The sequence below is a fragment of the Flavobacterium sp. 9AF genome, assembly GCF_902506265.1.
Lineage (GTDB): Bacteria > Bacteroidota > Bacteroidia > Flavobacteriales > Flavobacteriaceae > Flavobacterium.
Genome location: NZ_LR733556.1, coordinates 530,484 through 554,335 on the forward strand (window position 1 = coordinate 530,484; position 23,852 = coordinate 554,335).

The 23,852-nt window shown below is 30.4% G+C and carries 17 protein-coding genes; 2 read left to right on the forward strand and 15 right to left on the reverse strand.

Features of this window, described 5'->3' with window-relative positions; translation table 11 throughout:
- Positions 1–672: 672 nt before the first annotated feature.
- The 9 genes from HALO113_RS02655 to HALO113_RS02695 all read right to left on the reverse strand — a co-directional run bounded on the left by HALO113_RS02655 (position 673) and on the right by HALO113_RS02695 (position 10,594).
- The gene (locus HALO113_RS02655; protein ID WP_159777551.1) at positions 673–3,108 is read right to left on the reverse strand and encodes a TonB-dependent receptor domain-containing protein; all 2,436 of its coding nucleotides are present in this window, start codon (positions 3,106–3,108) and stop codon (positions 673–675) included.
- Positions 3,089–4,450: an HTTM domain-containing protein gene (locus HALO113_RS02660; protein WP_236554580.1), complete on the reverse strand. Its 1,362-nt coding sequence runs from the start codon at positions 4,448–4,450 to the stop codon at positions 3,089–3,091. The genes HALO113_RS02655 and HALO113_RS02660 overlap by 20 nt, the downstream gene beginning before the upstream one ends.
- A gap of 12 nt (positions 4,451–4,462) precedes the next feature.
- Positions 4,463–5,581: an imelysin family protein gene (locus tag HALO113_RS02665; protein ID WP_159777553.1), complete on the reverse strand. Its 1,119-nt coding sequence runs from the start codon at positions 5,579–5,581 to the stop codon at positions 4,463–4,465.
- A gap of 13 nt (positions 5,582–5,594) precedes the next feature.
- Positions 5,595–6,797 carry a DUF4856 domain-containing protein gene (locus HALO113_RS02670; protein ID WP_159777554.1) on the reverse strand — a complete coding sequence of 401 codons (1,203 nt, stop codon included), beginning with the start codon at positions 6,795–6,797 and terminating at the stop codon, positions 5,595–5,597.
- 98 nt (positions 6,798–6,895) lie between these two features.
- Entirely contained in the window at positions 6,896–7,273 is a 378-nt protein-coding gene (locus HALO113_RS02675; protein WP_159777555.1) for a hypothetical protein, read from the reverse strand.
- Positions 7,274–7,282: 9 nt separating this feature from the next.
- Positions 7,283–8,146 carry a hydroxymethylglutaryl-CoA lyase gene (locus HALO113_RS02680; RefSeq protein WP_159777556.1) on the reverse strand — a complete coding sequence of 288 codons (864 nt, stop codon included), beginning with the start codon at positions 8,144–8,146 and terminating at the stop codon, positions 7,283–7,285.
- 30 nt (positions 8,147–8,176) lie between these two features.
- Positions 8,177–9,202 carry a quinone-dependent dihydroorotate dehydrogenase gene (locus tag HALO113_RS02685; RefSeq protein ID WP_159777557.1) on the reverse strand — a complete coding sequence of 342 codons (1,026 nt, stop codon included), beginning with the start codon at positions 9,200–9,202 and terminating at the stop codon, positions 8,177–8,179.
- 82 nt (positions 9,203–9,284) lie between these two features.
- Positions 9,285–9,779: a hydrolase gene (locus tag HALO113_RS02690; protein WP_159777558.1), complete on the reverse strand. Its 495-nt coding sequence runs from the start codon at positions 9,777–9,779 to the stop codon at positions 9,285–9,287.
- A gap of 50 nt (positions 9,780–9,829) precedes the next feature.
- Positions 9,830–10,594, reverse strand: a complete 765-nt coding sequence (locus HALO113_RS02695) for an MBL fold metallo-hydrolase (RefSeq protein ID WP_159779540.1) — start codon at positions 10,592–10,594, stop codon at positions 9,830–9,832.
- Positions 10,595–10,710: 116 nt separating this feature from the next.
- Between HALO113_RS02695 and HALO113_RS02700 the strand changes: the two genes are divergently transcribed.
- Positions 10,711–12,174, forward strand: a complete 1,464-nt coding sequence (locus tag HALO113_RS02700) for a TonB-dependent receptor (RefSeq protein WP_201297625.1) — start codon at positions 10,711–10,713, stop codon at positions 12,172–12,174.
- Positions 12,175–12,224: 50 nt separating this feature from the next.
- Here the strand turns inward: HALO113_RS02700 and bcp are convergent, their stop codons facing one another.
- Complete coding sequence (gene bcp, locus HALO113_RS02705; RefSeq protein WP_159777560.1) at positions 12,225–12,677, reverse strand: thioredoxin-dependent thiol peroxidase; 453 nt, start codon at positions 12,675–12,677, stop codon at positions 12,225–12,227.
- Positions 12,678–12,749: 72 nt separating this feature from the next.
- Between bcp and nth the strand changes: the two genes are divergently transcribed.
- Entirely contained in the window at positions 12,750–13,409 is a 660-nt protein-coding gene (gene nth / locus HALO113_RS02710) for an endonuclease III (RefSeq protein ID WP_159777561.1), read from the forward strand.
- 21 nt (positions 13,410–13,430) lie between these two features.
- Here nth and HALO113_RS02715 read toward each other — a convergent pair whose 3' ends face one another.
- From HALO113_RS02715 to nagB, 5 genes are all read right to left on the reverse strand, one after another.
- Positions 13,431–13,574: a hypothetical protein gene (locus tag HALO113_RS02715; protein WP_201297556.1), complete on the reverse strand. Its 144-nt coding sequence runs from the start codon at positions 13,572–13,574 to the stop codon at positions 13,431–13,433.
- A gap of 55 nt (positions 13,575–13,629) precedes the next feature.
- A complete protein-coding gene (locus tag HALO113_RS02720) occupies positions 13,630–14,214 on the reverse strand; it encodes an RNA polymerase sigma factor (protein WP_159777562.1) in 585 nt (194 codons plus the stop codon).
- Between the two features lie 257 nt (positions 14,215–14,471).
- Complete coding sequence (locus HALO113_RS02725; RefSeq protein ID WP_159777563.1) at positions 14,472–19,520, reverse strand: glycosyl hydrolase family 18 protein; 5,049 nt, start codon at positions 19,518–19,520, stop codon at positions 14,472–14,474.
- Positions 19,521–19,691: 171 nt separating this feature from the next.
- The gene (locus tag HALO113_RS02730; RefSeq protein WP_159777564.1) at positions 19,692–21,755 is read right to left on the reverse strand and encodes a beta-N-acetylhexosaminidase; all 2,064 of its coding nucleotides are present in this window, start codon (positions 21,753–21,755) and stop codon (positions 19,692–19,694) included.
- 140 nt (positions 21,756–21,895) lie between these two features.
- The gene (nagB, locus tag HALO113_RS02735; RefSeq protein WP_159777565.1) at positions 21,896–23,833 is read right to left on the reverse strand and encodes a glucosamine-6-phosphate deaminase; all 1,938 of its coding nucleotides are present in this window, start codon (positions 23,831–23,833) and stop codon (positions 21,896–21,898) included.
- Positions 23,834–23,852 lie beyond the last annotated feature (19 nt).

Consider the following 23,852-nt stretch of genomic DNA (forward strand, 5'->3'; position numbering starts at 1 on the left):
TGAAATGATTCTTATGAAAAAAAGTTGGATTAGATAATGTGTTATTTATAGCATTTTATTATCGCCATAAAAAAAGCAGGGTTCTCGATACATTTTTATTCCATTACATTCCATAAAAACACTCGAACTGACGGAAGGATGCATTTTAATTTTGTTTGATTACATAAAAATACTCTAATAAGTAAATGAATATATTAAGAAATGAGTTTTAGAATGACACGTTAGCGGGTTCTCGATACATTTTTATTCCATTACATTCCATAAAAACACTCGAACTGACGGAAGGGTATATTTTTATTCCATTGCATGCCATAAAAATACTCGAAATGACGGAAGGGTGTATTTTAATTTTTTTTGATTACATAAAAAAACTCTAATAGGTAAATGAATATATCAAGAAATGAGTTTTAGAATGACACGTTTGCGGGTTCTCGATACATTTTTATTCCATTGCATTTCATAAAAACACTCGAACTGACGGAAGGTTGTATTTTTATTCCATTGCATTCCATAAAAACACTCGAACTGACGGAAGGGTGCATTTTTATTCCATTGCATTCCATAAAAACACTCGAACTGATGGAAGTGTGTATTTTTATTCCATTGCATGCCAAAAAACACTCGAAATGAATGAATTAAGAGTGTAAAAAGCCTACAAAAAAATTTAATTATTTAAAACTTAAACTCTATAGTTGCATAAAAAACGCTAGGTTCTGAAGGTATAATACCTGGTCCTGGATAGCCCGTAGCTCTTTTTGTAAAATACCAAGAATTTAAGACGTTGTTCATTCCTGCTTCAAATTTAAGTTGTTTCCATTTATAAGAAGTAGATACATCTAAAACATAATAGGTAGGAATTTCACCAAAAATACCAAAAGTATCATCATTAGAATTTGTTACCGTATTTAACGCATCTGTAAATTGTGAAGAAACATAAGTAAATTGTACACTAGATAAAAAGTTTTTATAACCTATACCTGTTCCTAATTTTACATTATAATTGGGTACAAATTCTACTTTATTCCCTTTAATAGTTTCAACTTTAGATTCCACATATTGAGAATCTGTTAAAGCTACATTTGAAAAGGCGGTCCAAATAAAATTTTCGTTATTTCTAAAAAATGTTTTACTAATATTCCAATCTATTAGTGATTCAAAACCGTATGTTAAAGCCGTTCCTAAATTATCTCGATAACGCACATCTACAGCGGCTCTTGTAGGACTTTCTATTCTTTGTTCGCCAATTTTATCTTGATAATATAAAGCATACACACTGGCATCGAAAGAAAGTATATCTCTAATTTTCCCTCTTAATCCTATATCGGAAGTATAGCCTTTTTCATCTGTAATATTAGGATTAATTTCAAAACTTGGAGAAGCTGTTCGTATATCGTTAAAAGTTACTGATCGGTAATTTTGAGAAGCATTCCCATACCATTCTAATCCGTTTTTCATTTTGTAACTCGCTCCAATTCCGAAAAGGAAAAATTGTCTCTCTTTTACATTTTCTTCATCAACTGTGATGTCTTGCAAAATATTACCTGCTAAATCTGAAACAATTTTTCTGTAATAACCATTGGCTTGTGTTTTAATATTTTCATATCGAAAACCAGGTGTAATTGAAAAAGCTTCTGTTATTTTAAAGATATTTTCTCCAAAAATAGAGATATTTAAATTGGGAAAAGTATAATCCGATTGATTGGTGTAATTTGGAAATTCATCGGTTGCAAGATTAAAATTTGCATCACTTCCAGAACTTCCTGGTCCTTGAAGACCTGAATTTTTGGCTTGATAGTATTTGGCACCCAATAAAAAAGCGTTTCGTTTTCCAAAGAAATCATATTTTTTTAGATAACGCGCTTCTGCACCCCAATTGACAAAATCGCCAATAATTAAATCGCGTTCTGTGCCTTCAACATCATTACTTGAAACTCTATTAGAACGATAACCTAAGGCTTTACGAGAGGCATTTAAGCCAAATAATTGTAGGGAAAAATCGGCATCATGTTGAAAATGATGTTTAAAACGTAAAGCATACAAATTCCAATTGACATCAAACCAGTTTCTGTTTCTATTACTTTGTTTTGGATCTTGATTAAACATCACATCGGTTAAACCACCAGGTTGTTGTGCTAAATAATCAAAATAGGTATAATCTAAATGCAAGGATGTATTGGCTGAGAATTGGTAATTTACATTCGCAAAATAAGATTTAGAATCAAATTGTGAATTAGGTCTAAATCCGTCACCCGTCTTATAGTTGTAATAGGTATAATAGCTGAATTTACCATGTGTTCCACTTACGCTTGTAAAGTTGGTAAACAAATTATAAGAACCTATAGTATTTCTAGTGATGACTTCGATGGGTTTTGATGTTGGTTTTTTTATTTTAAAATTAACCATACCACCAAACTGCGTTCCATATTGTAAAGAAGCTGCTCCTCTTACAATTTGAATTGATTCTAAAGCTTCTGTAGGTGTAGCATAATAACTTTCTGGGTAACCCAAAACATCTGCACTTATATCATAATCATTTTGTCTGGTATTAAAATTAGACGTTCGATTGGGATTTAACCCTCTTCCTCCAATAGACAATTGCAAACCGCCATCATTACTTTCGTTGATAGTCAATCCTACTACTTGTGCATACACTTGTCGTGGATTATTGGTGGCTTTGTTAGCGGTAATTTTATCTAAGGAAATGACTTCTGTTTTTTTACCTGCATAAATAGCCGTTTCTTCAATATCTTTCAATTTATTGAGCGCAAATTGTTTTTCTTTTTCTTTAATGATAACTACTTCTGAAAGTGCGGTAGCCAATTCTTTTAAGATAATTTGAAGATTATTTGTATTGGATTGAATCGTTATTTCTTCAATTTGATATCCTTCTAAAAAGAAAACAATAGTATTGTTTCCATCAATTAACGAAGTAATTTCAAAAGTACCATTAGATGCACTGCGTGTATATTGATAGGTTGTTTTGTTATATATTTCCACATTTTCAAGTGGTTTATTCAAACTATTGGTTACTTTCCCTTTTACGCTTTTTTGTGCAAAAGTTACAGTTATACAAAAAAATAACAACGTACTAAAAACCTTTGATAACATCGTTAAATGGTAAAATCCACGTTTTGTGTTGAAATGATTCATATTCTTTAGCTAAATCTATTTTGGGATCAATATATTCTTTACTTAGTCTTCCGTTTAAAGCCACATAACTATCTACTGTTACTTTAGGATCATTAAAGCCAGTTTTTTCATAATAATCATGCAAGAAATGTGCATATTCTAAAATAAAATCGGGTTGAAAAGCCATTTGTTTCTCTTGAAAGGAAGTTAAAAATCTACTATTATCTATGGCTATTCTTTTATTTGTTTTTGAATCAGTTATATAAAATTGAGTATAACCTGCCTTTTCCATTAACATCACTCTCCAAGAAAATCGAAACCCTTCTTCTGTCCAAAACAATTCATCTGGATATAACCAATAGCGGAAGGGAAAAACCAATTGAAATACCATAAATAATGCTAGAAAATACATTTTTAAATTATATTTAGTTGGCTTTATTATTTCATTAATGGTATTTGGTGTTTCAAAAACCATTCTTTTACTTTTCAAAGTAGCAAAGATAAGATGCATTATTCTTTTATGAAACCCAGCACTAAAGAAAATCAGCGTGCTAATTATCATTACATAAGGAAAAACTCCAATAGGAAATAAAACTTTCGTTAGTATATGAAAAATAACCACAAAAACAAAGGCCAAATTCCTCGTTTTTTTGTTCCAAAGTAAAAAAGGTATCATCAAATCATATAATGCACCAAACCAACTAAAAGCATATTGTACCCATTCCTTATGAAACCAATTTCCAATGATTGGCGTATTCGATTGATTGGGTAACCAAATTTTTAAAGGCATGGCTTCTAATAGCCAATCGGAATTGAGTTTTGCTAAACCAGCATAGAAATAGACTATAGCCAGCATTAATTTCAATATATCTATATTCCAAGTGGGAATTTGAAGTTTTTTTATTTTATCATTTAGATAAGCATCTACTGAATAATTGGCATTAGCAGGTAAAAAAATAAGAATAAAACTAACTATTGAAATAAAGTAATAATGGTTTAGGTAGGTTGTTTTGTCCATTAATTCTATATAGGTAAAACTCAAAAAGAAAACCACTATAGCTAATTTATAACGATACCCAATAGCTACAAATAGTGCTGCTAAACCACAAATAAAAAATAAAATATACGTAAAATTGCCTAAAGGTTTTACCCATTCAAAACCATAATAAGTAAAATGAAACTTAGGTTGAATATATAATTTCTCTACCCAATTATAACTAACAAATCGAATAATACTGAAAAGCATCATTAAACCAAACGCTAGCCTAAAAAAAGCTAGCGTTACAGTATCTGATTTTTTATTTATATACGTTTTTATCAATTTATGAAACAATTAATCACCGTCATTATCTACATAATCTACTGTAATATGTAATGCCTGCATCATATCTAATTTTAAGTACACAATATTTTGACGCAAAGCATCATACAATTCAAACATTTTTACATTATCAGTATTAATTTGATTAGAATAGCTATTATCTAAAGTACTGTTCATATTTAAAATACTTACAAATTGATTATTAATAACAGTACTAAGATTTTGATTATCTCTAACTGTTCCTAAAAAATTTAAATAAGATTTCAAACTCGCCCCTTCAATATTTGTATTAAAATGTTTACCATTAAAAAAATCCTGAGATGCTTTGATAGATTCCTCTAATAACAATTTTGAAACATCATTCTTAAAATAAGCTTCTACAATTTCAGGATATTTATTTCCATCATTCACAAATGCCCCACTTGGATAGCCTACTTTTCCTAAACGTAAATCTTTTTCATAGTATTTTATAAAACTGTTAACCATTTTATTAGTACTACTACTTACTGAATTTCCATTACTACTGATAAAAGCATTTTTATAAGTCCCATTCCAATCTGTTACCACTGCATCAATATTCGATTTTAATTGGTTCACTAAATCAGTTAAATATTGTTTGTATTTGCTAGCATCTACGTGATTCACATAAAAATCTATAATTTCACTATCTGTAGTTGCTAAACCATTTAACATATAATCCAAAGCGGGTAAGCCTTGTTTGTCATATTGTGATAACAAAGCAAAATTATATGTTCCTGATGCAATATTAGCTTGAATTCCTGTTTGATTTGTAGGATATATATTTGTAGCACTATTAAAATTTATGCTTTCTGCTTTACCTATTGAAAACATGCCTACATACTGAAATGCCTTATAAGTTTCTAACCAAGCAGCTCTAAGTTCATCTAAATTGCTTTGATTAGGGCTAGTAGTAAAAGAAGTAGTTTTAGTATATAAAACATCTACTTTTGCTTGATAGTTTTCATATCTTGGAATAATAATATTATCAGCCCAATTCGTTAATAATTCAGTTCTATTGAAACTATCATTACTAGTTTCCTCACTTGTATTGTCACTAGAACAAGCTATAATAAAAATTATAATTCCAAGAAGTAAAAGTATCTTTTTCATTTTCTCTATTATTTTAGTTAACAGTTTGTGCTTGTTCTACAGTAAAATCAAATCGAGTGGCTATCGTTGTTGCTAAATCATCTAGTTTAGTATTAAGATAATCTACATCCCATAAACCATTATTCCCTGCAGTTAATTCTGTTAAAATAGCATTTACTTCATTTTTAGAAAAATAGGGAGCATTCGTAATTGGATTATTTGTATAACGTATTGCCATTATAAAACCATATGCTTCTGATAATGCATGAAAAGCTTTTGCACCATTATCTGTTATTAATTTACCTTTTCCTTCTTTCAAATAATATACAGCTCTAATAGCTGGCACTAAGGCTAATTTGGCTTTAATTATTTTAATTTGTGCATCACGTACTGTGTAATTATTTGCAACAATTGCTGCTCTACCTTTTCTAAAAGCCAGTTCAATATCTTGTTTAACCTTATAAAAATCTGCATCAGCACTAACCTGATTAATATAACTATCCCAAAATTTTCCACCACCAGCACCATAAACATAACCGTATGCTTCATCCCATAGATGCTCCATTTTAGTATAATTCTTATTTGATTCTAGTATTTTATTACTATTATTAATTTTATTACTGCCTTCATCTAGAACCGTAGTACTTAAATAATTGTTTACTATTTGATCCATAAAACAAGCGCCCATCATTCCTTTTAATAAAATTTGCTGTGGTTCCAAACCGTTAGCTGCAAATAATCTTACAGAAGTACCATCTAAGTATTTTCCAGCTACATTTGCGGAGGCATCACTTCCTTGACTTGCAGTATTCGCATTCGTAAATTGAGTTGCAAAAAAGGCTCTCACTTCAGCTTGTTCTAACGTTGAGCCACCACCTGCAAAGTTCACAAAATAATCTGTTGAAGCGGCTGTTTTGTCTTTTAGTTGCTTACCCGATGTGTTTAAATCATTTGTTGAAAAAGCATTATTTTGATTTGCATACATATTATTTAGAACATCAATATCAACCATATTAGCAGCTGCTGCTTGATTTTTTATATAATCACCCATTTCGGTTAACATTAATAATCTATTTGATTGGCCACTAAAATCAACAGTCGATTGATCATTTCTAGTAAATTCATATGTTTCTGGAATGGATAAGCTTTCATCTGTTGTAATTTCATCACTTGAACAAGATATTAGACTTACCGTTAAGCATAAAATTGAAGTAAAAACTAGACTTTTTGAATACATATTTTATTTAGATTTATTTAAAATAATTTAAAGCTGCAAAATTAAAAAGTAAAATGGAAAGTTCAAAATTTTATTTAGAATAAATTAAAATAAATTATTTAGAACAAATCAACAATAAGTTTGACTAGAAAACAGAAAACAAAAATGTAACTACTAACTAATCCAGAGAACATAGCAACCCCTAAACCTGTCTTATCTTCTAATGCTTCTGCTAATACTTTAAAGGAAGCCATGTTTACAAGGATTAAAATAACAAAATATAACGCAAATGTAATCCAAAGATAAGTAGTATAGAATAACAAAACTCCCAAGACAACGGCACATAACATTGGAATATAAAAAGAAAAATTGGCCACAGATTTATTGGGTCCTTTTAGTTTACAGTACATAAAATTTAAAAAAAGTAATAATAAAATTCCTAGAATAATAGGAATAGCAACAGTATAACAACCTAAATAATCTAAAAAGTGACTCATTCCAAACTATTAATGAAAATTATCAAAAATCTTTAGTGACTCATTATAAGCGCTTTCAAAACTAATAGCGTGACAATTTGTATCTACCTTATTAGCAGTAAAATAAGACAACATTTTTTCGGTAGGCATATTTCCTGTTAAGTCATCTTTTGCCATTGGACAACCACCAAAACCTTTAATAGCTCCATCAAAGCGAAGACAACCTGCTTTATAAGCAGCATCGATTTTTTCAAACCAAGAATCAGGTGTTGTATGCAGATGAGCTCCAAACTCAATATGAGGATATTTATGAATTAAATTAGAAAATAGATAATCTATTACTTCGGGTGTTGAACTTCCTACCGTATCGGAAAGAGAAAGAATTTTTACACCCATAGATGCTAATCTTTCAGTCCATTCCCCTACTATATCTACATTCCAAGGATCTCCATAAGGATTTCCAAAACCCATAGAAATATAAGTTACCACTTCTTTTTGGGATTGATCTGCAATTTCTAAAATTTCTTGAAGGGTTACAATTGATTCCGCAATGGTTTTATGTGTATTTCGCATCTGAAAATTTTCTGATATGGAAAAAGGAAATCCCAAATAATTTATTTCAGGATGCACTGAAGCCAATTCTGCTCCTTTAGTATTTGCAATAATAGCTAACAGTTTACTTTGTGTAGCAGACAAATCTAATTGTGCTAAGACTTCAGCAGTATCTTGCATTTGCGGAATTGCTTTTGGAGAAACAAAACTTCCAAAATCTATGGTATCAAACCCTACTCGTAAAAGAGCTTGTATGTATTGCACTTTTTTTTCTGTAGGAATAAAAGCTTTGATACCTTGCATGGCATCTCTAGGACATTCTATTATTTTGACGTGTTTCATGGGTAGCCAAAGATAGGAAAGAAATCTATTTTACGAAATCGTTTTAGCTTTTAAAATTGCTTTATTGATGTCACGTACCAATTTAGGACCTTCATAAATAAAACCTGTATATAATTGTATTAAACTAGCTCCAGCCTCTAATTTTTCCAATGCATCTTGTACAGAATGTATGCCTCCTACTCCAATAATAGGAAAGGAACGGTTACTTTTTTCTGAAAGAAAACGAATGACTTCTGTACTTCTATGGGTTAAAGGTTTTCCAGATAAACCTCCTATTTCCTTTTTATTTTTAGATTGTAATCCTTCTCTTGCAATAGTTGTATTAGTTGCAATAACACCAGCGATTTTAGTCACATTTACAATTTCAATAATATCTAGCAATTGTTCATCTGTTAAATCGGGAGCAATTTTTAAAAGGATTGGTTTTGGAGTTTGTTTTTTGAAGTTTGCATTTTGCAACTCTTGCAAAAGAGTTGTCAATGGCTCTTTATCTTGTAAAGCTCTTAAATTTGGCGTATTTGGTGAACTCACATTCACTACAAAATAATCCACATAAGGAAAAAGCGCATCAAAACTGATTTTATAATCCTGAACAGCTTCTTCATTTGGAGTTACTTTATTCTTGCCAATGTTTCCACCTATTAAAACTCCTTTGTTTTTTTTTAGCCTTTCAACAGCATCCAAAACACCACCGTTATTAAATCCCATACGATTAATAATGGCTTGATCTTCTTTCAAACGGAATAATCTTTTTTTAGGATTTCCTTCTTGACCTTTAGGTGTTAGCGTTCCAATTTCAATAAAACCAAAACCAAAATTGGATAACTCATTATACAATTTAGCATCTTTATCAAAACCAGCTGCTAATCCAACCGGATTTTTAAATTTTAATCCAAAGACTTCTGTTTGTAATTCTTTATTTGAAACAGTGTATAAAAATTTAAAAAGGGGGCCAAAGCCTATTTTATGGAAGAAACGAATACATGAAAAGGTAAAGTAATGCACTTTTTCTGGATCAAACAGAAATAGTATCGGTCGAATAAGTAATTTATACATAAAATTGAAGTAGTTGTGTGTTGCAAAAATAGAGATTCGTTTGCAATAAAAAAAGCTCCTTTTCAAGAGCTTCATTTATTTTTTATTCCATTTTCTGTTTTTCATACAAAATGGTTTCAATAGTTTCAAAATCGGTAGGCTTGTCTTCGTTATGAAAATATTTCACTAAAATTTGACCCCAAAGATCTGTATTGGAATACTCAGCTATAATCCATCTATGGTTTAACACTTTAGCCTTATTGATAATAAAATTTTTTCCATCAATTGGTTCATAAGGGATTAAAGGATTGCCATTTGGTTTTGTATTTAAATCTAAAATATCTTCATTCACTTTTTGCATTACCTTAAGATAATCAAGATTTTTTGAATAGAAATAATCTTGTGCATCCTGATCTTTTTCAATATCAAAATAGTCATTGTAACCAACTAAAGAAATAGAATCTCTTGCAATTTTTAATCGTTCTTTGGTTGCATGTACTTCTTTTTCTTTGGCATCTAAAATTTTATTAGAATTTACATATTGAAATATATTTAGTAATAATGCAAAAATGAATAGGTATAAAAAAATGTTTTTCATAGGTATAAAATATTATCTTAAGGATATTTAAAACGAATTATTTTTTGTTTTTATATTGTAATTTCTAAATTATCATAAGCCAAGAATACATTCTCAGGTAATTTTTTCTGAATTTCTTCATGGAAACCAAAAAGGTGACTAATATGCGTTAAATATGTTTTATTGGGTTGAACCAAAGATATAAAATCTAAAGCTTCTTCTAAATTAAAATGTGAGTGATGTGGCTCTTCTCTTAAACAATTTATAACCAAAACCTTACATTTTTTAATTTTATTAATTTCGGCTACAGCAACCGTTTTTACATCGGTTAAATAAACAAATTCTTCCACTTTATAACCAAAAACCTGTAAATTTCCATGGTTTGCATTAATAGGTTCTATCCATCTATTTTTAACTTTAAAACCTTCATTTTCTCTTACCTCTATTTGTTCAACAGATGGCGCACCAGGATATTTATTCTCTTTTAAAAAAATATAGTCAAATCTTTTTTCTAAATTTTCAAGTACTCTCTTATGAGCATAAATAGGAATGTTGCCTTGTTTAAAATAAAATGGGCGAATATCATCTAGACCAGCTGTATGATCAGCATGTTCATGAGTAAATAATATACCATCAATACGTTCACATTTAGAAGTAAGCATTTGTTGTCTAAAATCGGGACCACAATCAATTACAATAGAAAAATCTTCAGAATGTACCCAAACCGCAACTCGTAACCGCTTATCTTTTGAATCATTGCTAAGACAAACTGAATGATTACTTCCAATTACAGGAATTCCTTGAGATGTACCCGTTCCTAAAAAATATACTTTTATATTACTCATATTGTACAAAAATAATAATATTTGCAGTAGTTTTTATCATTTTAATTAACTTTGCATAATTTAGAAATAAGAACTGCTATACCCTAAAGATAAATTTGATGAAAAGTATTGTGACAGATATAAAAGTGAGAGGTGATAAAGTTATAGAGCAAATCCCTTCAATTAAAGACAAAGCTTTACGTATTAACTTAAATGAAAGCATTTATGGCACCTTTGCTGAAATAGGTGCTGGTCAAGAAACTGTGCGTCATTTTTTTAGAGCAGGTGCGTCTTCTGGAACTATCGCTAAAGCAATGTCTGCTTATGATAAAGATTTTAGTGATGCTATCTACGGGATTGAAGATGATGGAAGGTATGTAACTGAAAGTCGTTTAAAAAAAATGTTAGCTCATGAAACACAATTAATTGAAGAAAGACTAAAAAGAGATAAACATCCTAATAAATTATTCTTTAGTTATGCTAATACTGTAGCCACAATTGATTTTGCAAAGCAATACAAAGGTCATGGTTGGGTGGGCATTAAATTTCAAGTAGAACCAGATGAAGAATATAATGAAATCATTCTACATATTCGTTTTAAGGAAACTGATGCAAAACTACAACAAGAAACTTTAGGAATTTTAGGGGTGAATTTAATTTATGGTGCATTTTACAAACATAGTGCACCAAAAAAATTACTTCGCTATTTATATGATCATCTAGACAAGGATCAATTAGAAATAGATACTATAAATTTTTCTGGTCCTCGTTTTGCCGATGTTGATAACCGATTAATGAGTTTACAACTGGTAAAAAACGGAATGACAGATGCCGTTATGTTTGGACCTGATGGGAATAATATATTACCTGCAGCAGTATTATATAAGAAAAACATTTTGGCTTTAAGAGGTAGTTTTAGACCTGTTACCAAAGTAAATATGAACATGTATATGAAATCTTATAACATGTTTATAGAAGAGAAAAAAGTTGATGTAGAAAATACTTTTGTTGTTTTTGAAATTACATTGTCCAATTTAAAAGCAGAAGGAGAAATTGATGAAAGAGATTTCTTAGACCGAGCAGAATTATTATGTTCTTTAGGGCAAACTGTAATGATTTCTAACTTTCAAGAGTATTATAAAGTAGTCGAATATTTTTCAAATTATACCAAAGCACGTATGGGATTAGCTATGGGAGTAAGTAATTTAGTAGATATATTTGATGAAAAATATTACCGCCATTTATCAGGAGGAATTTTGGAAGCTTTTGGTAAACTTTTCTACCGTGATTTAAAAGTTTACTTGTATCCAATGAAAGATGATGAGGGCAATCTAATTAATTCTGAAAATCTAAAAGTTCATCCGAGAATGAAAGAATTATATAAATTCTTTAAATTTAATGGTAAAGTGGTAGATATAACAGATTTTGAAGAAAAAAACTTAGATATTTTCTCTAGACAAGTGCTAAAAATGATTGGAAATGGTGAAGAAGGCTGGGAAGACATGCTACCAGAAGGAAATGCCGAATTGATTAAAAAACATCGTTTGTTTGGATATCAACCCAAAGAATCCTTAAGTCAAACAAGTAAATAGTTATATATTAAGAAAAGCTGTCAAAAAATGACAGCTTTTCTTATATTATTTTATCCTAATATTTGGGCACTATGATCTTTCGTTTTCACTTTTTCAATAACATCTTCAATTATTCCTTTTTCATTAATAATAAAAGTAGTTCTGTGAATACCATCATACTCTTTACCCATGAATTTTTTTGGTCCCCAAACTCCAAAAGCTTGAATCACTGTTTTATTTTCATCTGCTAACAAAGGAAACGGTAATTCATTTTTTTCAATAAACTTTGTTTGGGCTTTTGCACTGTCTGCACTTACACCTAATATAGCATAATTTTTAGAAACAAATCGTTCAAAATTATCTCTTAAATCACAAGCTTCAGCCGTACAACCTGGAGTGCTTGCTTTAGGATAAAAGAAAACAACTAGTTTTTTTCCTTCATAATCTTTTAAGCTATGTTTTTTACCATCTTGGTCTATTCCTGAAAAATCAGGAGCCTTATCTCCCTTTTTTAATGTTGTCATTTTTTGTTTATTTTAGTGTGTTAAAAGTTTAACTTTGTATTAAAGTTACATTTAGATTATAAAATTACAAAAATGACTAAAAACGAAAAAGTAACATTTGTTATAAATAAGTTAAACGAATTATACCCAGAAATACCCATTCCATTAGATCATAAAGACCCATACACTTTATTAGTAGCTGTTTTGCTTTCTGCACAGTGTACAGATGTAAGAGTAAACCAAATTACGCCCTTATTATTTGCCAAAGCCGACAACCCTTATGACATGGTAAAAATGAGCATTGAAGAAATTGCAGCTATTATAAGACCGTGCGGATTATCGCCCATGAAATCGAAGGGCATTCATGGTCTATCTGAAATTTTAATTGAAAAGTATAATGGTGAAGTACCTCAAAGTTTTGAAGCCTTAGAGAGTTTACCAGCCGTAGGACATAAAACAGCTAGTGTTGTGATGAGTCAAGCATTTGGTGTACCTGCATTCCCTGTTGACACACATATTCATCGATTAATGTATCGCTGGAATTTAAGTAATGGAAAAAATGTACAACAAACAGAAAAAGATGCTAAACGTCTTTTCCCAAAAGAAACATGGAATGATTTGCACTTACAAATTATTTGGTATGGCAGAGAATATTCCCCAGCTAGAGGTTGGGATTTAGAAAAAGACATTATTACCAAAACAATTGGAAGAAAATCAGTAATTGATGAAATTTTAAAAAAGAATGCTTCATAAAATTTTTATGAAGCATTCCAATTAATTAGCAATAATTTCAAAAGACATACTACCCATTTTTTTAATACTTAATGCTTTTGAGTAATTAAGTATAAACGCAATTGTTTCTTTTTTTGGTAACATGTTTTTAGACGCTAATTTTTGTTTTGAGTAAAGTTTTGCCATTAATTATTTATTTTGATTTCTATAATTAAATAACGACAAAAAAAAGTTTTTATTATTAATTGGTTAAAATAATTTGATTTTTTTCAATCACCTTCCTTAAGTTCATTAAAGCATAACGCATTCTTCCTAAAGCAGTATTAATACTAACTCCTGTAGAATCGGCTATTTCTTTAAAACTTAAATCTTGATAGATTCTCATTTGAAGTACTTCTTTTTGGTCTTGAGGTAATTCTTCTATTAATCTATTTAAATCAAATTCTACTTGTTCAAAGATAATTTGATCTTCAATATTTAGGTTATTATCCGTTAAATAGGAAAAAATAGAAAAGTCTTCATTATCTCTCTGCAAAGGCATCTTTTTTGATTTTCTAAAATAATCAATAATTAAATTATGAGATATACGCATTACCCAAGGAAGAAATTTTCCTTCTTCATTATAGGATTTAGATTTTAATGTTTTAATTACTTTAATAAAAGTATCTTGAAAAATATCATCACAAATATCTCTATCTTGGATTTTAGTATAAATAAAACCATAAATTTTAGATTGATGTCTTTCTATTAATATACTTAAGGCAGCTTCATCACCTTCAATATATTTCTTAACAAGAAGTGCGTCTGAGATTTGATTATTAGCCATAACAATACCTTTTAAATTAATTTGGGTTCTATTTTTAAAAAGTAGAGTTCTTGTATAAGCTGACTATTTTAATTGTTAATAGGCCAAATTTAACATTTTTTTTTATTAATAAACAAATACTAATTAAAAAATTAACACAACAACTAAAAAAAATGTTTTAAAACGGCAGTACTTGATCATAATAATTTAAAAAAACCTCCATTATACCTAGATATAATGGAGGGTAACATAACAACCAATATTAATATTGAAAAAAATTAATATACTTTTATTTCAGTAACAATTTCCTCAGTATCAATCACCTTAATAATAAAAATTTGTTTATTACTAAAGTATTCATCAAAAACTTCAACTTCATTTTTATCTCCCGTAAAGTTTTGCTGTTTTATTAATTGACCTAAAAGATTATACACATTAACCTGTTTGATTTCAGACTCTTGAGATGTAATAGTTAGTTTATTTTCAGCAATATATCCTTTTACATCATTATTACTTCTATTGGCTACTATTGGAGCACCTGCAAAATAATTTCCGTATGCATTTGAAAATTCATAAGCTGAAGCACAACTAGCTGCTGCATCCCAATTTACCGACCATGTCATAACTCCTCTAAGCCCAGGATAAGGTCCACCTGGTTGCATTGTGTAAGTACGTCCAGAAAAAGTGGTACCATAACGTAAATAATTTAATGCTTTGATTCCTTCTGTAGGTGATAAATAACCTGTTCCTGCTGCTCTTTGACAAGCTGGCAATGCTACTACTACTTTTGAAGGAGGTAATGCATCAAAATGAAATCCTGTGGTTCCTACATTAAATCCTCTTAGAAGCATATCTGTCATAGAAGTGATAAAGTTAGGCGTTGCAGAAAAATAGTTTTGATTATCCAAACCTCCTACTGGTCCTGAATTATATAATTGAACCATTAATAAATCTAGCTCTGTTCTTAAATTATGCAAAACAGGTAAGAAAGAACCAGCAGTTCCTCCATAACTTTGATATCCAACTTGAACGTAGAAAGTTTCAGGTGCAGCTGTTAAAATAAATCCAGGTCCGTAGTATTGTTTCAACTCTTTGAACGCATCTACAACATTTTTAAGTCTAGGATAAGGAGATATACCTGCATAAGAAAAATCAGTCAATCCTGCAGCTCCGAAATCCATAGAACCACCTTCAAAATCAATATCTACACCATCAAATTGGTATTCATCTATTATGGCTTTCAATCCATTAACAAAAGTATTTTTTTGTGATACGGTCTGCAATACCACATGTCCATTTTGACCTCCGATTGAAACAATTACTGGAATTCCACTATCTCTTAATGCTTTTATGTCATTTTTTAATAATTGTTTGTCGAAAACACCATTTGTCAAATATCTATTATCATTTGTAGTCAATACAGGTGTATAACCATCTCTATTTACTGTTTCAATAAATGCATAAGCAACAACATTAAACTTTTTACCTATCATTTGATTAAAGTACAAGAAAGTCGCTTCTGCATTTTCCCAAGAATGCGCATAACCTAAAACCACCTTTTGAGGAAGAGGAATAAAACGATTATTAGTTATTGAAGAAATTGTAATAGTATTATTTAAAGTTGTTTGTCCAGAAGCATTATCTGTAGCTTTAATTACTATTGGATAAGACTGATATGCTGTTGGCAAGAAATTATAAGTATAAGTTCCATTTGTTCCTGCTGTCATATTAGAAGTACTTCCATTTATTGTAATAGTTACACTCGAAATACTTCCGTTACTATCTGTAGCTGTTACAGAAATAGGTACTGTTTGAAAAGTACTTTGGTAAATAGTTGTATTTGAAGGACTGTTCCATGTAATTACAGGCAATTGATTTGGGCAATTTGATCCAGAACAAGTTAATGTAAAATTATATGTTTTCTCATCTGTTGTACCATTAGAAGCTGTCGCTGTTACTTTTAAAACGTGACTACCTGAAAACTGACTTGCTGTAGGTGTCCAACTGGCATTATATGCACTTGATGAATTAGAAACTGTTAAATTTTGTCCGTCTAAATTAAATACAACAGAAGTAATAGTTGTACCATCATTTGCGCTTAAACCAACATTAGCTACAAAATTTACAGCACTTCCAAGATTTAAAGAAACAGTTGATGATGTTGGTGCGGTAATATTTACTACTGGAGTCGTATTTACAACCGTTTGTGTATTAAAATTAAACGTTTGAGGACTTGTAGGTATATTTCCTTGTGTATAAGAAGGAAAATACGTTACATTATTATTTTCCCAAGCATTTAATTTCAAGCTTAGGTATGTATTGTATCCACTTAAGGCTGCATTTTCAAAGTGATAATTTCCTTGAGCATCCGTTAAAGTAGATAAATCTACCCAATTATGTGTGTTATCTGTCCATGGCAAAATTAAATCAACTTTTGCTCCTGCTACAGGCACGGTCCCATTTTTTACAGTTCCACTTATCAAATAAGTTGTATTGATTACTTGTAATGTAAAATCTTGTGTTTTATTAGCATTCAAATTACTAAAACTTGCTGAAGATGGTAAAAAAGTTTGTCCCACATTAGAAGCAGCAATAGTATAATTTTGTCCACCTACAACATTAGCAAAAGAATAATTACCAGAACTATTCGTTGTTGTGCTAGTTGTGCTACCATTTCCAGTTAAAGTAACTGTAATTCCAGATAAACCTGTTACTCCATTCTTTACAGAACCTGAAATGGAATAAGTAGAACCTGGACAATTTGATCCAGAACAAGTTAATGTAAAGTTATATGTTTTCTCATCTGTTGTACCATTAGAAGCTGTCGCTGTTACTTTTAAAACATGACTACCTGAAAACTGACTTGCTGTAGGTGTCCAACTGGCATTATATGTACTTGATGAATTAGAAACTGTTAAATTTTGTCCGTCTAAATTAAATACAACAGAAGTAATAGTTGTACCATCATTTGCGCTTAAACCAACATTAGCTACAAAATTTACAGCACTTCCAAGATTTAAAGAAACAGTTGATGATGTTGGTGCGGTAATATTTACTACTGGAGTCGTATTTACAACCGTTTGTGTATTAAAATTAAACGTTTGAGGACTTGTAGGTATATTTCCTTGTGTATAAGAAGGAAAATACGTTACATTATTATTTTCCCAAGCATTTAATTTCAAGCTTAGGTATGTATTGTATCCACTTAAGGCTGCATTTTCAAAGTGATAATTTCCTTGAGCATCCGTTAAAGTAGATAAATCTACCCAATTATGTGTGTTATCTGTCCATGGCAAAATTAAATCAACTTTTGCTCCTGCTACAGGCACGGTCCCATTTTTTACAGTTCCACTTATCAAATAAGTTGTATTGATTACTTGTAATGTAAAATCTTGTGTTTTATTAGCATTCAAATTACTAAAACTTGCTGAAGATGGTAAAAAAGTTTGTCCCACATTAGAAGCAGCAATAGTATAATTTTGTCCACCTACAACATTAGCAAAAGAATAATTACCAGAACTATTCGTTGTTGTGCTAGTTGTGCTACCATTTCCAGTTAAAGTAACTGTAATTCCAGATAAACCTGTTACTCCATTCTTTACAGAACCTGAAATGGAATAAGTGGGGTTAGTTTGATTTGACCCGACAATCGTATATGATGTATTTGCTGACAAACTACCATTTGCAATCGTTGTCGTTTGAGGAGTAAAATTATATGTATTTTTTGTGTAAGTAATTACATAACCAGCATTAGTGGCAGTATTTGGAAATTGAACATTTCCGTTAGCATCTGAAACTTGTGTAACAGTTGTTGTTGTACCAGATTTTGTTAAAACTGTAGTTACTCCACTTATTGGGTTATTTGAATTATCTTTAAATAATAAAGCTATATTAACTGTTGCAGGAGGATTAACATTTGTAGAAAATGTAGTATTAATTTGTCCCAATAATGCAGCTGGTTCAGGGCTGCCTGGTCGAGTGTCTTGAGAAAGTTCCCAAATCATTGCTCCACCTAGGTTCTTTTGTTTTATATATTTTGCTTTTTCATCAATAGATACTTTATCGTCATAAGTAACAAATTGATGAGTTGTAGCGTTATATAAATAAGGAACTTTTGCTGTACTATCCCAATATCTTACCCATCCAGCGCTAGAAGAAGCAGGTAAAAGAGTAGAGGAATTTGCAGGATTTAAATAATGATGTCCCGTAGTTCCACTTGTTCCTGCTAAATCACAAAATTCAACACTTCCTGTAAATTCACAAAATGCATTATCCCATGTACCTTGCGGTGCTTGTGGATTAGTACAACTTCCACTAGTTCTAGGAGCTGAAACAAACAATCCAGGTAATGTTGGAATAGTACCATTGTTTGCAACTGAACCAAATATTTTTCCATAAAAAGGAATTCCCATTACCAATTTATCATTTGGAATGGCAAGAGTATTTAAATAGATATTCGTTAAATGATCTAATGATTCATTGTTTGCATTGAGTGGATCATTAGCATTACCACTACCATATAAAGGCGCATTATAACAAGTTTTATCATACCAATTTCCTCCTAAATCGTATCCAAAAAAAGTAATAAAGTCGCAATAAGTAGTAATATCATCTTGCATACCAAATTGTGCTTTATTACCTGGTCCAATAAATTGATTGGGAACATGAACTACATTATTACCTGCAGCAATTGAGATAATCTTATTTGGCATTGCCAAGCGCATTTCTTTTAAAAGATACACTAGATTTTTGTGATCATTTGGTGTATGTGGTTGGGCAGGTGGGGTTATACCTCCAATTACTTCAGTACCATCAATACCACCAATAATTGGGAATTCCCAATCAATATCAAAACCATCAATAAAAGGATAGGTAGTTAAAAAATTAGCCATGTTTTGTGCAAAAGCAGTTCTAGCTACTGGCGATGCAGCTATACCAGGCAAATCTTGAGATTTAGTCCATCCACCTATTGAGATTAAGATTTTTAAATGAGGATAAGTCTGTTTTAATTGCATTAAATCATAGAAATTACCTTTTGGAACTGCATTCCAAGGAGCACCTCCTTCAGTATGTTCAAAATCTGCATAAGTATCCAAAGATTTAATTTTAGCACTTTGAGGATTCGCAGGATCAAATTCAGTTCCAAAGAACGCATACATAAGATGGGTTAGTTTATTACCATCAATTTTGTTGACATTAAAGTCTCTTGCATAAATTGCCCATTGTGCATAGTAACCTACCACTTTTTTATTGTGATTGGGTTGACTAAACATCAACAATGGGCAAATTAAGAAGAAACTTAGTAGATAATACAGATTTCTTACCATTTTGTTTGTTTTTTGTTAGTATATTGTTTGCTTGTTTGATTGTTAAGATTTACAATCAACGGTGAATATACGATGGAATAAATTTTTGAAAAAAATTAATCAACCAAACGTTAAAAAAATTAAACAAACAGCAAAAAACAATCAATATTATGCAAATAGATTATTAAAAATTTAATTAATACTTTCAATGATTTTTTTAAGCCCTGGATAAACGGCTAATTCAACATCAGCATATTCTTTAGAATTACATTCATTAAGCATTTTATTTAAGACTATATTATCATATTTTTTATTATTTTCAATAATTTCCAGCAATTCATTTGATAAAATATTTAAACGCTCAGAAAGAGGTAATAGCTGTTTAATTAAAGGGGCATTCTCACTTGATTGCAATAATTCTTGATGCATTTTTTTCCAATCGTTTAAGAAATGGGTAATTTCTTTTAGTTTATCAGGGCATTTGTTAGATAAATATTCGTTAACCAAAAGATTAAACTGCAAAGCTTCTTCAGCATCTACATTGCAAGCATCAGCAAAAAGTGTAAGAGGAGAATACATTTGATATTCTATTCCTCCTTTATTTCTAGAATATATTTTTAAAGGTTCGCATATTTTTGAAAATTTTTCTAAAGCATCATAATTAGTATAATTAGCTATATTTCTTAAAATAACTTCTTTATTTCTAATATGAGTAATACCTAATTCTTCTAATCTATTTGAGACATTGGCTACTCTTTTGTACATTTTTTTAAAATCTAGATCATTTGGATTAGACCAGAATAGTTCTGCAATAACTATTGTTCTAGGCCAAATTCTAGAATCAATATTTAAAGGGCTTACTAATTCACTCCACATAGTTGCTTCTCCTCCTAAAATATTTTCTCTTTCTAATTTTGACAAAGTTGCGTCCTTAGGAATAATGGGTGATTCATAATGGTCTTTAATACTTTGCATCAAATCAATATAAAAACCATTTGATAGAATCGTTTTATATCCATTTCTTACAGCATCAATTAATGATTTACCTGCTGGAGAGCCTTCATTAGCACCTTTCCAAGAATGAATTATTGTTTCTTTAGGCATTTTTTCATTCATTATTTCTTCCCAACCAACAATAATTTTATCATTCTTTTGCAAGATAGGAACCAGCTTTAAAGTAAAATAACTTTGTAACTCATGATTGCTTTTTAAATTATTTCTTTTTTTGAAATCTTGAATTACAGGATTTGCATCCCAATCTTTTCCTTCATTTTCATCACCTCCAATATGAAAGTATTTTCCAGGAAAAAGCGGACATACCTCATCAAAAATATCTTTTAAAACTTTATAAGTTTCAGGATTAGAGGGGTCTAAGGTGGGTGTAAAAATACCCGCATTTCTTTCTACAGAATATGTTTTATTATTTTGTTCTTTTGGCGATTTTTTATATTTACTTCCTATTTCGGGGTAAGCAGTTAAAATAGCACTAGCATGACCAGGAACATCAATTTCTGGAACGACTAAAATTCCTTTTTCATCTGCATATTTAACCACATCTTTTATTTGTTCTTGTGTATAGAAGAGACCATCAGAAGCCAATTGTGTTAGTTTATTTCTTCCTTTAAGTTCAATTCTCCAACCCTGATCATCTACTAAATGCCAATGAAAAACATTCAATTTCACAGCAGCCATAGCATCTAAATTTCTTTTCAATACATCTACAGGCTGAAAATGTCTAGCCACATCGATCATTAAACCTCTCCATTTGAAAACGGGTTGATCTGAAATAGAACTATTCGGAAAATAAAATTGATTATTTGAATTTTGGAGTAATTGCAAAAGTGTTTCCAATGCATGGATTGCACCTAAATCTGTTATAGATGTTATGTTTATTTTATTAGAAGTTATTTCTATAGTATAACTTTCGTCTTCATATAAACCTATTTGTCCGGCTCTATTACAATTTATTTGCAATTGAGCCTTAGGTTCTTCGTTAACATTAGTAATATAGCCTTGTTTAAAAAAAAGTCCCGTTCTACCGTCTAATCTTCTTAAAAAATTAGTAGATGCCTTAAAAATTCTTGGATTTACATGCCCAGAAATATTTATTTTAAAATCGGTATTTATAATAAATCCACCCTCATTTAAGATAATGTTTTGTGGCCAAGGTATTAGATTTAGTTGTTCTATTGATTTATTTTGAGAGAAAATAGTCCCATTCAGTAATAAAACAAAAAGTATAATTTTTAAATTCATGTATTAATTGTAAATTTTCTATGTGATTTTTAATAAAATTAAACAATTTTAAATCGTTATTATATAAACTATTATAAATGAGAAAGAAGAGAATGAAAAAAACATCCTCTTCGTTCTCCTAACCTAACTCAAATAAAATATTAATAATCAAATCTTTTAAACGCTTCAATTGCTTCATATTCAGCCAAACCTAACTTGTCGTAAAGTTTTGCAGTATTCTTATTTCTATCTTCCGCTCTTACCCAAAACTCTCTTGAGTCATTACCTTGAAACATCACCCTATCTTTTTGAGATTGATGGAACAAGATTGCGTGTCTCTTTAATAAAACTTCGTCTGGACTTAATGGAACTGCCATATCAATTTCATGAATATCCCATTCATGCCAAGCGCCTCTATATAGCCAAAGCCAACAATCATTCATAAAAGGTTCTGGCTTTAAACTTTTTAGAGCAGCAAAAATTGCGTTTAAACAAACTTCATGAGTTCCATGAGGGTCAGCTAAATCACCTGCTGCAAAAACCTGATGTGGTTTTATCGATTTAATAATATCGCTTACAATATTAATATCTTCTTGCCCAAGAGGATTTTTTTTAACCTGGCCAGTTTCATAAAAAGGTAAATCTAAAAAGTGAACATTTTGATCTTTAAGACCAATATATCTTGTTGCTCCATATGATTCTCTTCTTCGAATTAATCCTTTTAGTTTTCTAACCTCTGGTATATCAATCTCATTTTCATTTTTATTACGAAGAAATTTAATAATTTTTGAAAAATTGATTGAACAATTTTCTTCGGTTACAAAATCATTACAAACTTCTGCAAATTTTATAGCTTCTTCATCAGTTACAGCAATATTACCCGATGTTTGATAAACCACATGAACATCATGACCTTGCTTAATTAATTTAGAGAAAGTACCCCCCATAGAAATCACATCATCATCTGGATGAGGACTAAATAGAATTACTCTTTTCTTTTCTGGTGTTGCTCTTTCTGGTCTATGTGTGTCATCAGTATTTGGTTTACCACCTGGCCATCCAGTAATTGTGTGTTGCAATATATTAAACATATTAATATTTAAGTCATATGCAGCACCTTCTTGAGCTAATAAATCAGACATTCCATGATTGTTGTAATCGCGGTCTGTTAATTTCAAAATAGATTGGTTTGTTTTTTGGCAAAGCCATACTATCGCTTTTCTTTTTAATTCTTCTGTCCAAATGCATTCCCCTACAATCCAAGGTGTTTTAAATCGTGTTAAATCGGCAGCTGCAAATTGATCTAAAACAAATGTTGCATTTTCATGATTTTGTAAAAAAGTTGCAGGAACATCTGATGTAATATCTCCTTGCACAGTCTTTTTTACTATTGCTGCTTTGTTTTGTCCCCAAGCTAACAATACAATTCTTTTTGACCTTAGAATAGTAGAAACTCCCATAGTAACAGCTTTCTTGGGTACATTATCTATCCCGTTAAAATCTGAAGAGGCGTCAGACCGCGTAATATGGTCTAAAGTGATTATTCTTGTTCCCGAATTAATATGTGAACCCGGTTCATTAAAACCCACATGCCCTGTTCTTCCTATACCTAATAATTGAAAATCTAGGCCACCCGCTTTTTTTATTTTCATTTCGTAATCAATACAATACTGGTTCAACTCATCAAAAGGAATTGTACCATCGGGAATGTTGATATTTTCAGGCAGGATATCAATATGATTAAACAAATGTTCATGCATAAAATAATGATAACTTTGCTTATTTTCTTTATTCATTGGATAATATTCATCCAAATTAAAAGTTATAACATTTGCAAAACTTAATCCTTCTTCTTTATGCATTCTCACGAGTTCTTCATACACTTTTATTGGAGAAGAACCCGTAGCAAGACCTAAAATGCAAGTCTTGTTTTTCTCTTTTTTTGACCTTATCAATTGTGCTATTTCTAATGCAACAATTTTAGAGGCATCCATAGAATTTTTAAAAATTTCGCAATGAATTTTTTCGAATCTTGTTTCTTCAAATTTTCCAGCGCTTTTATAGCTTATATCGCGACTAATTTCTACAGCACTTTTCATTATTATTTTATTTATTAAA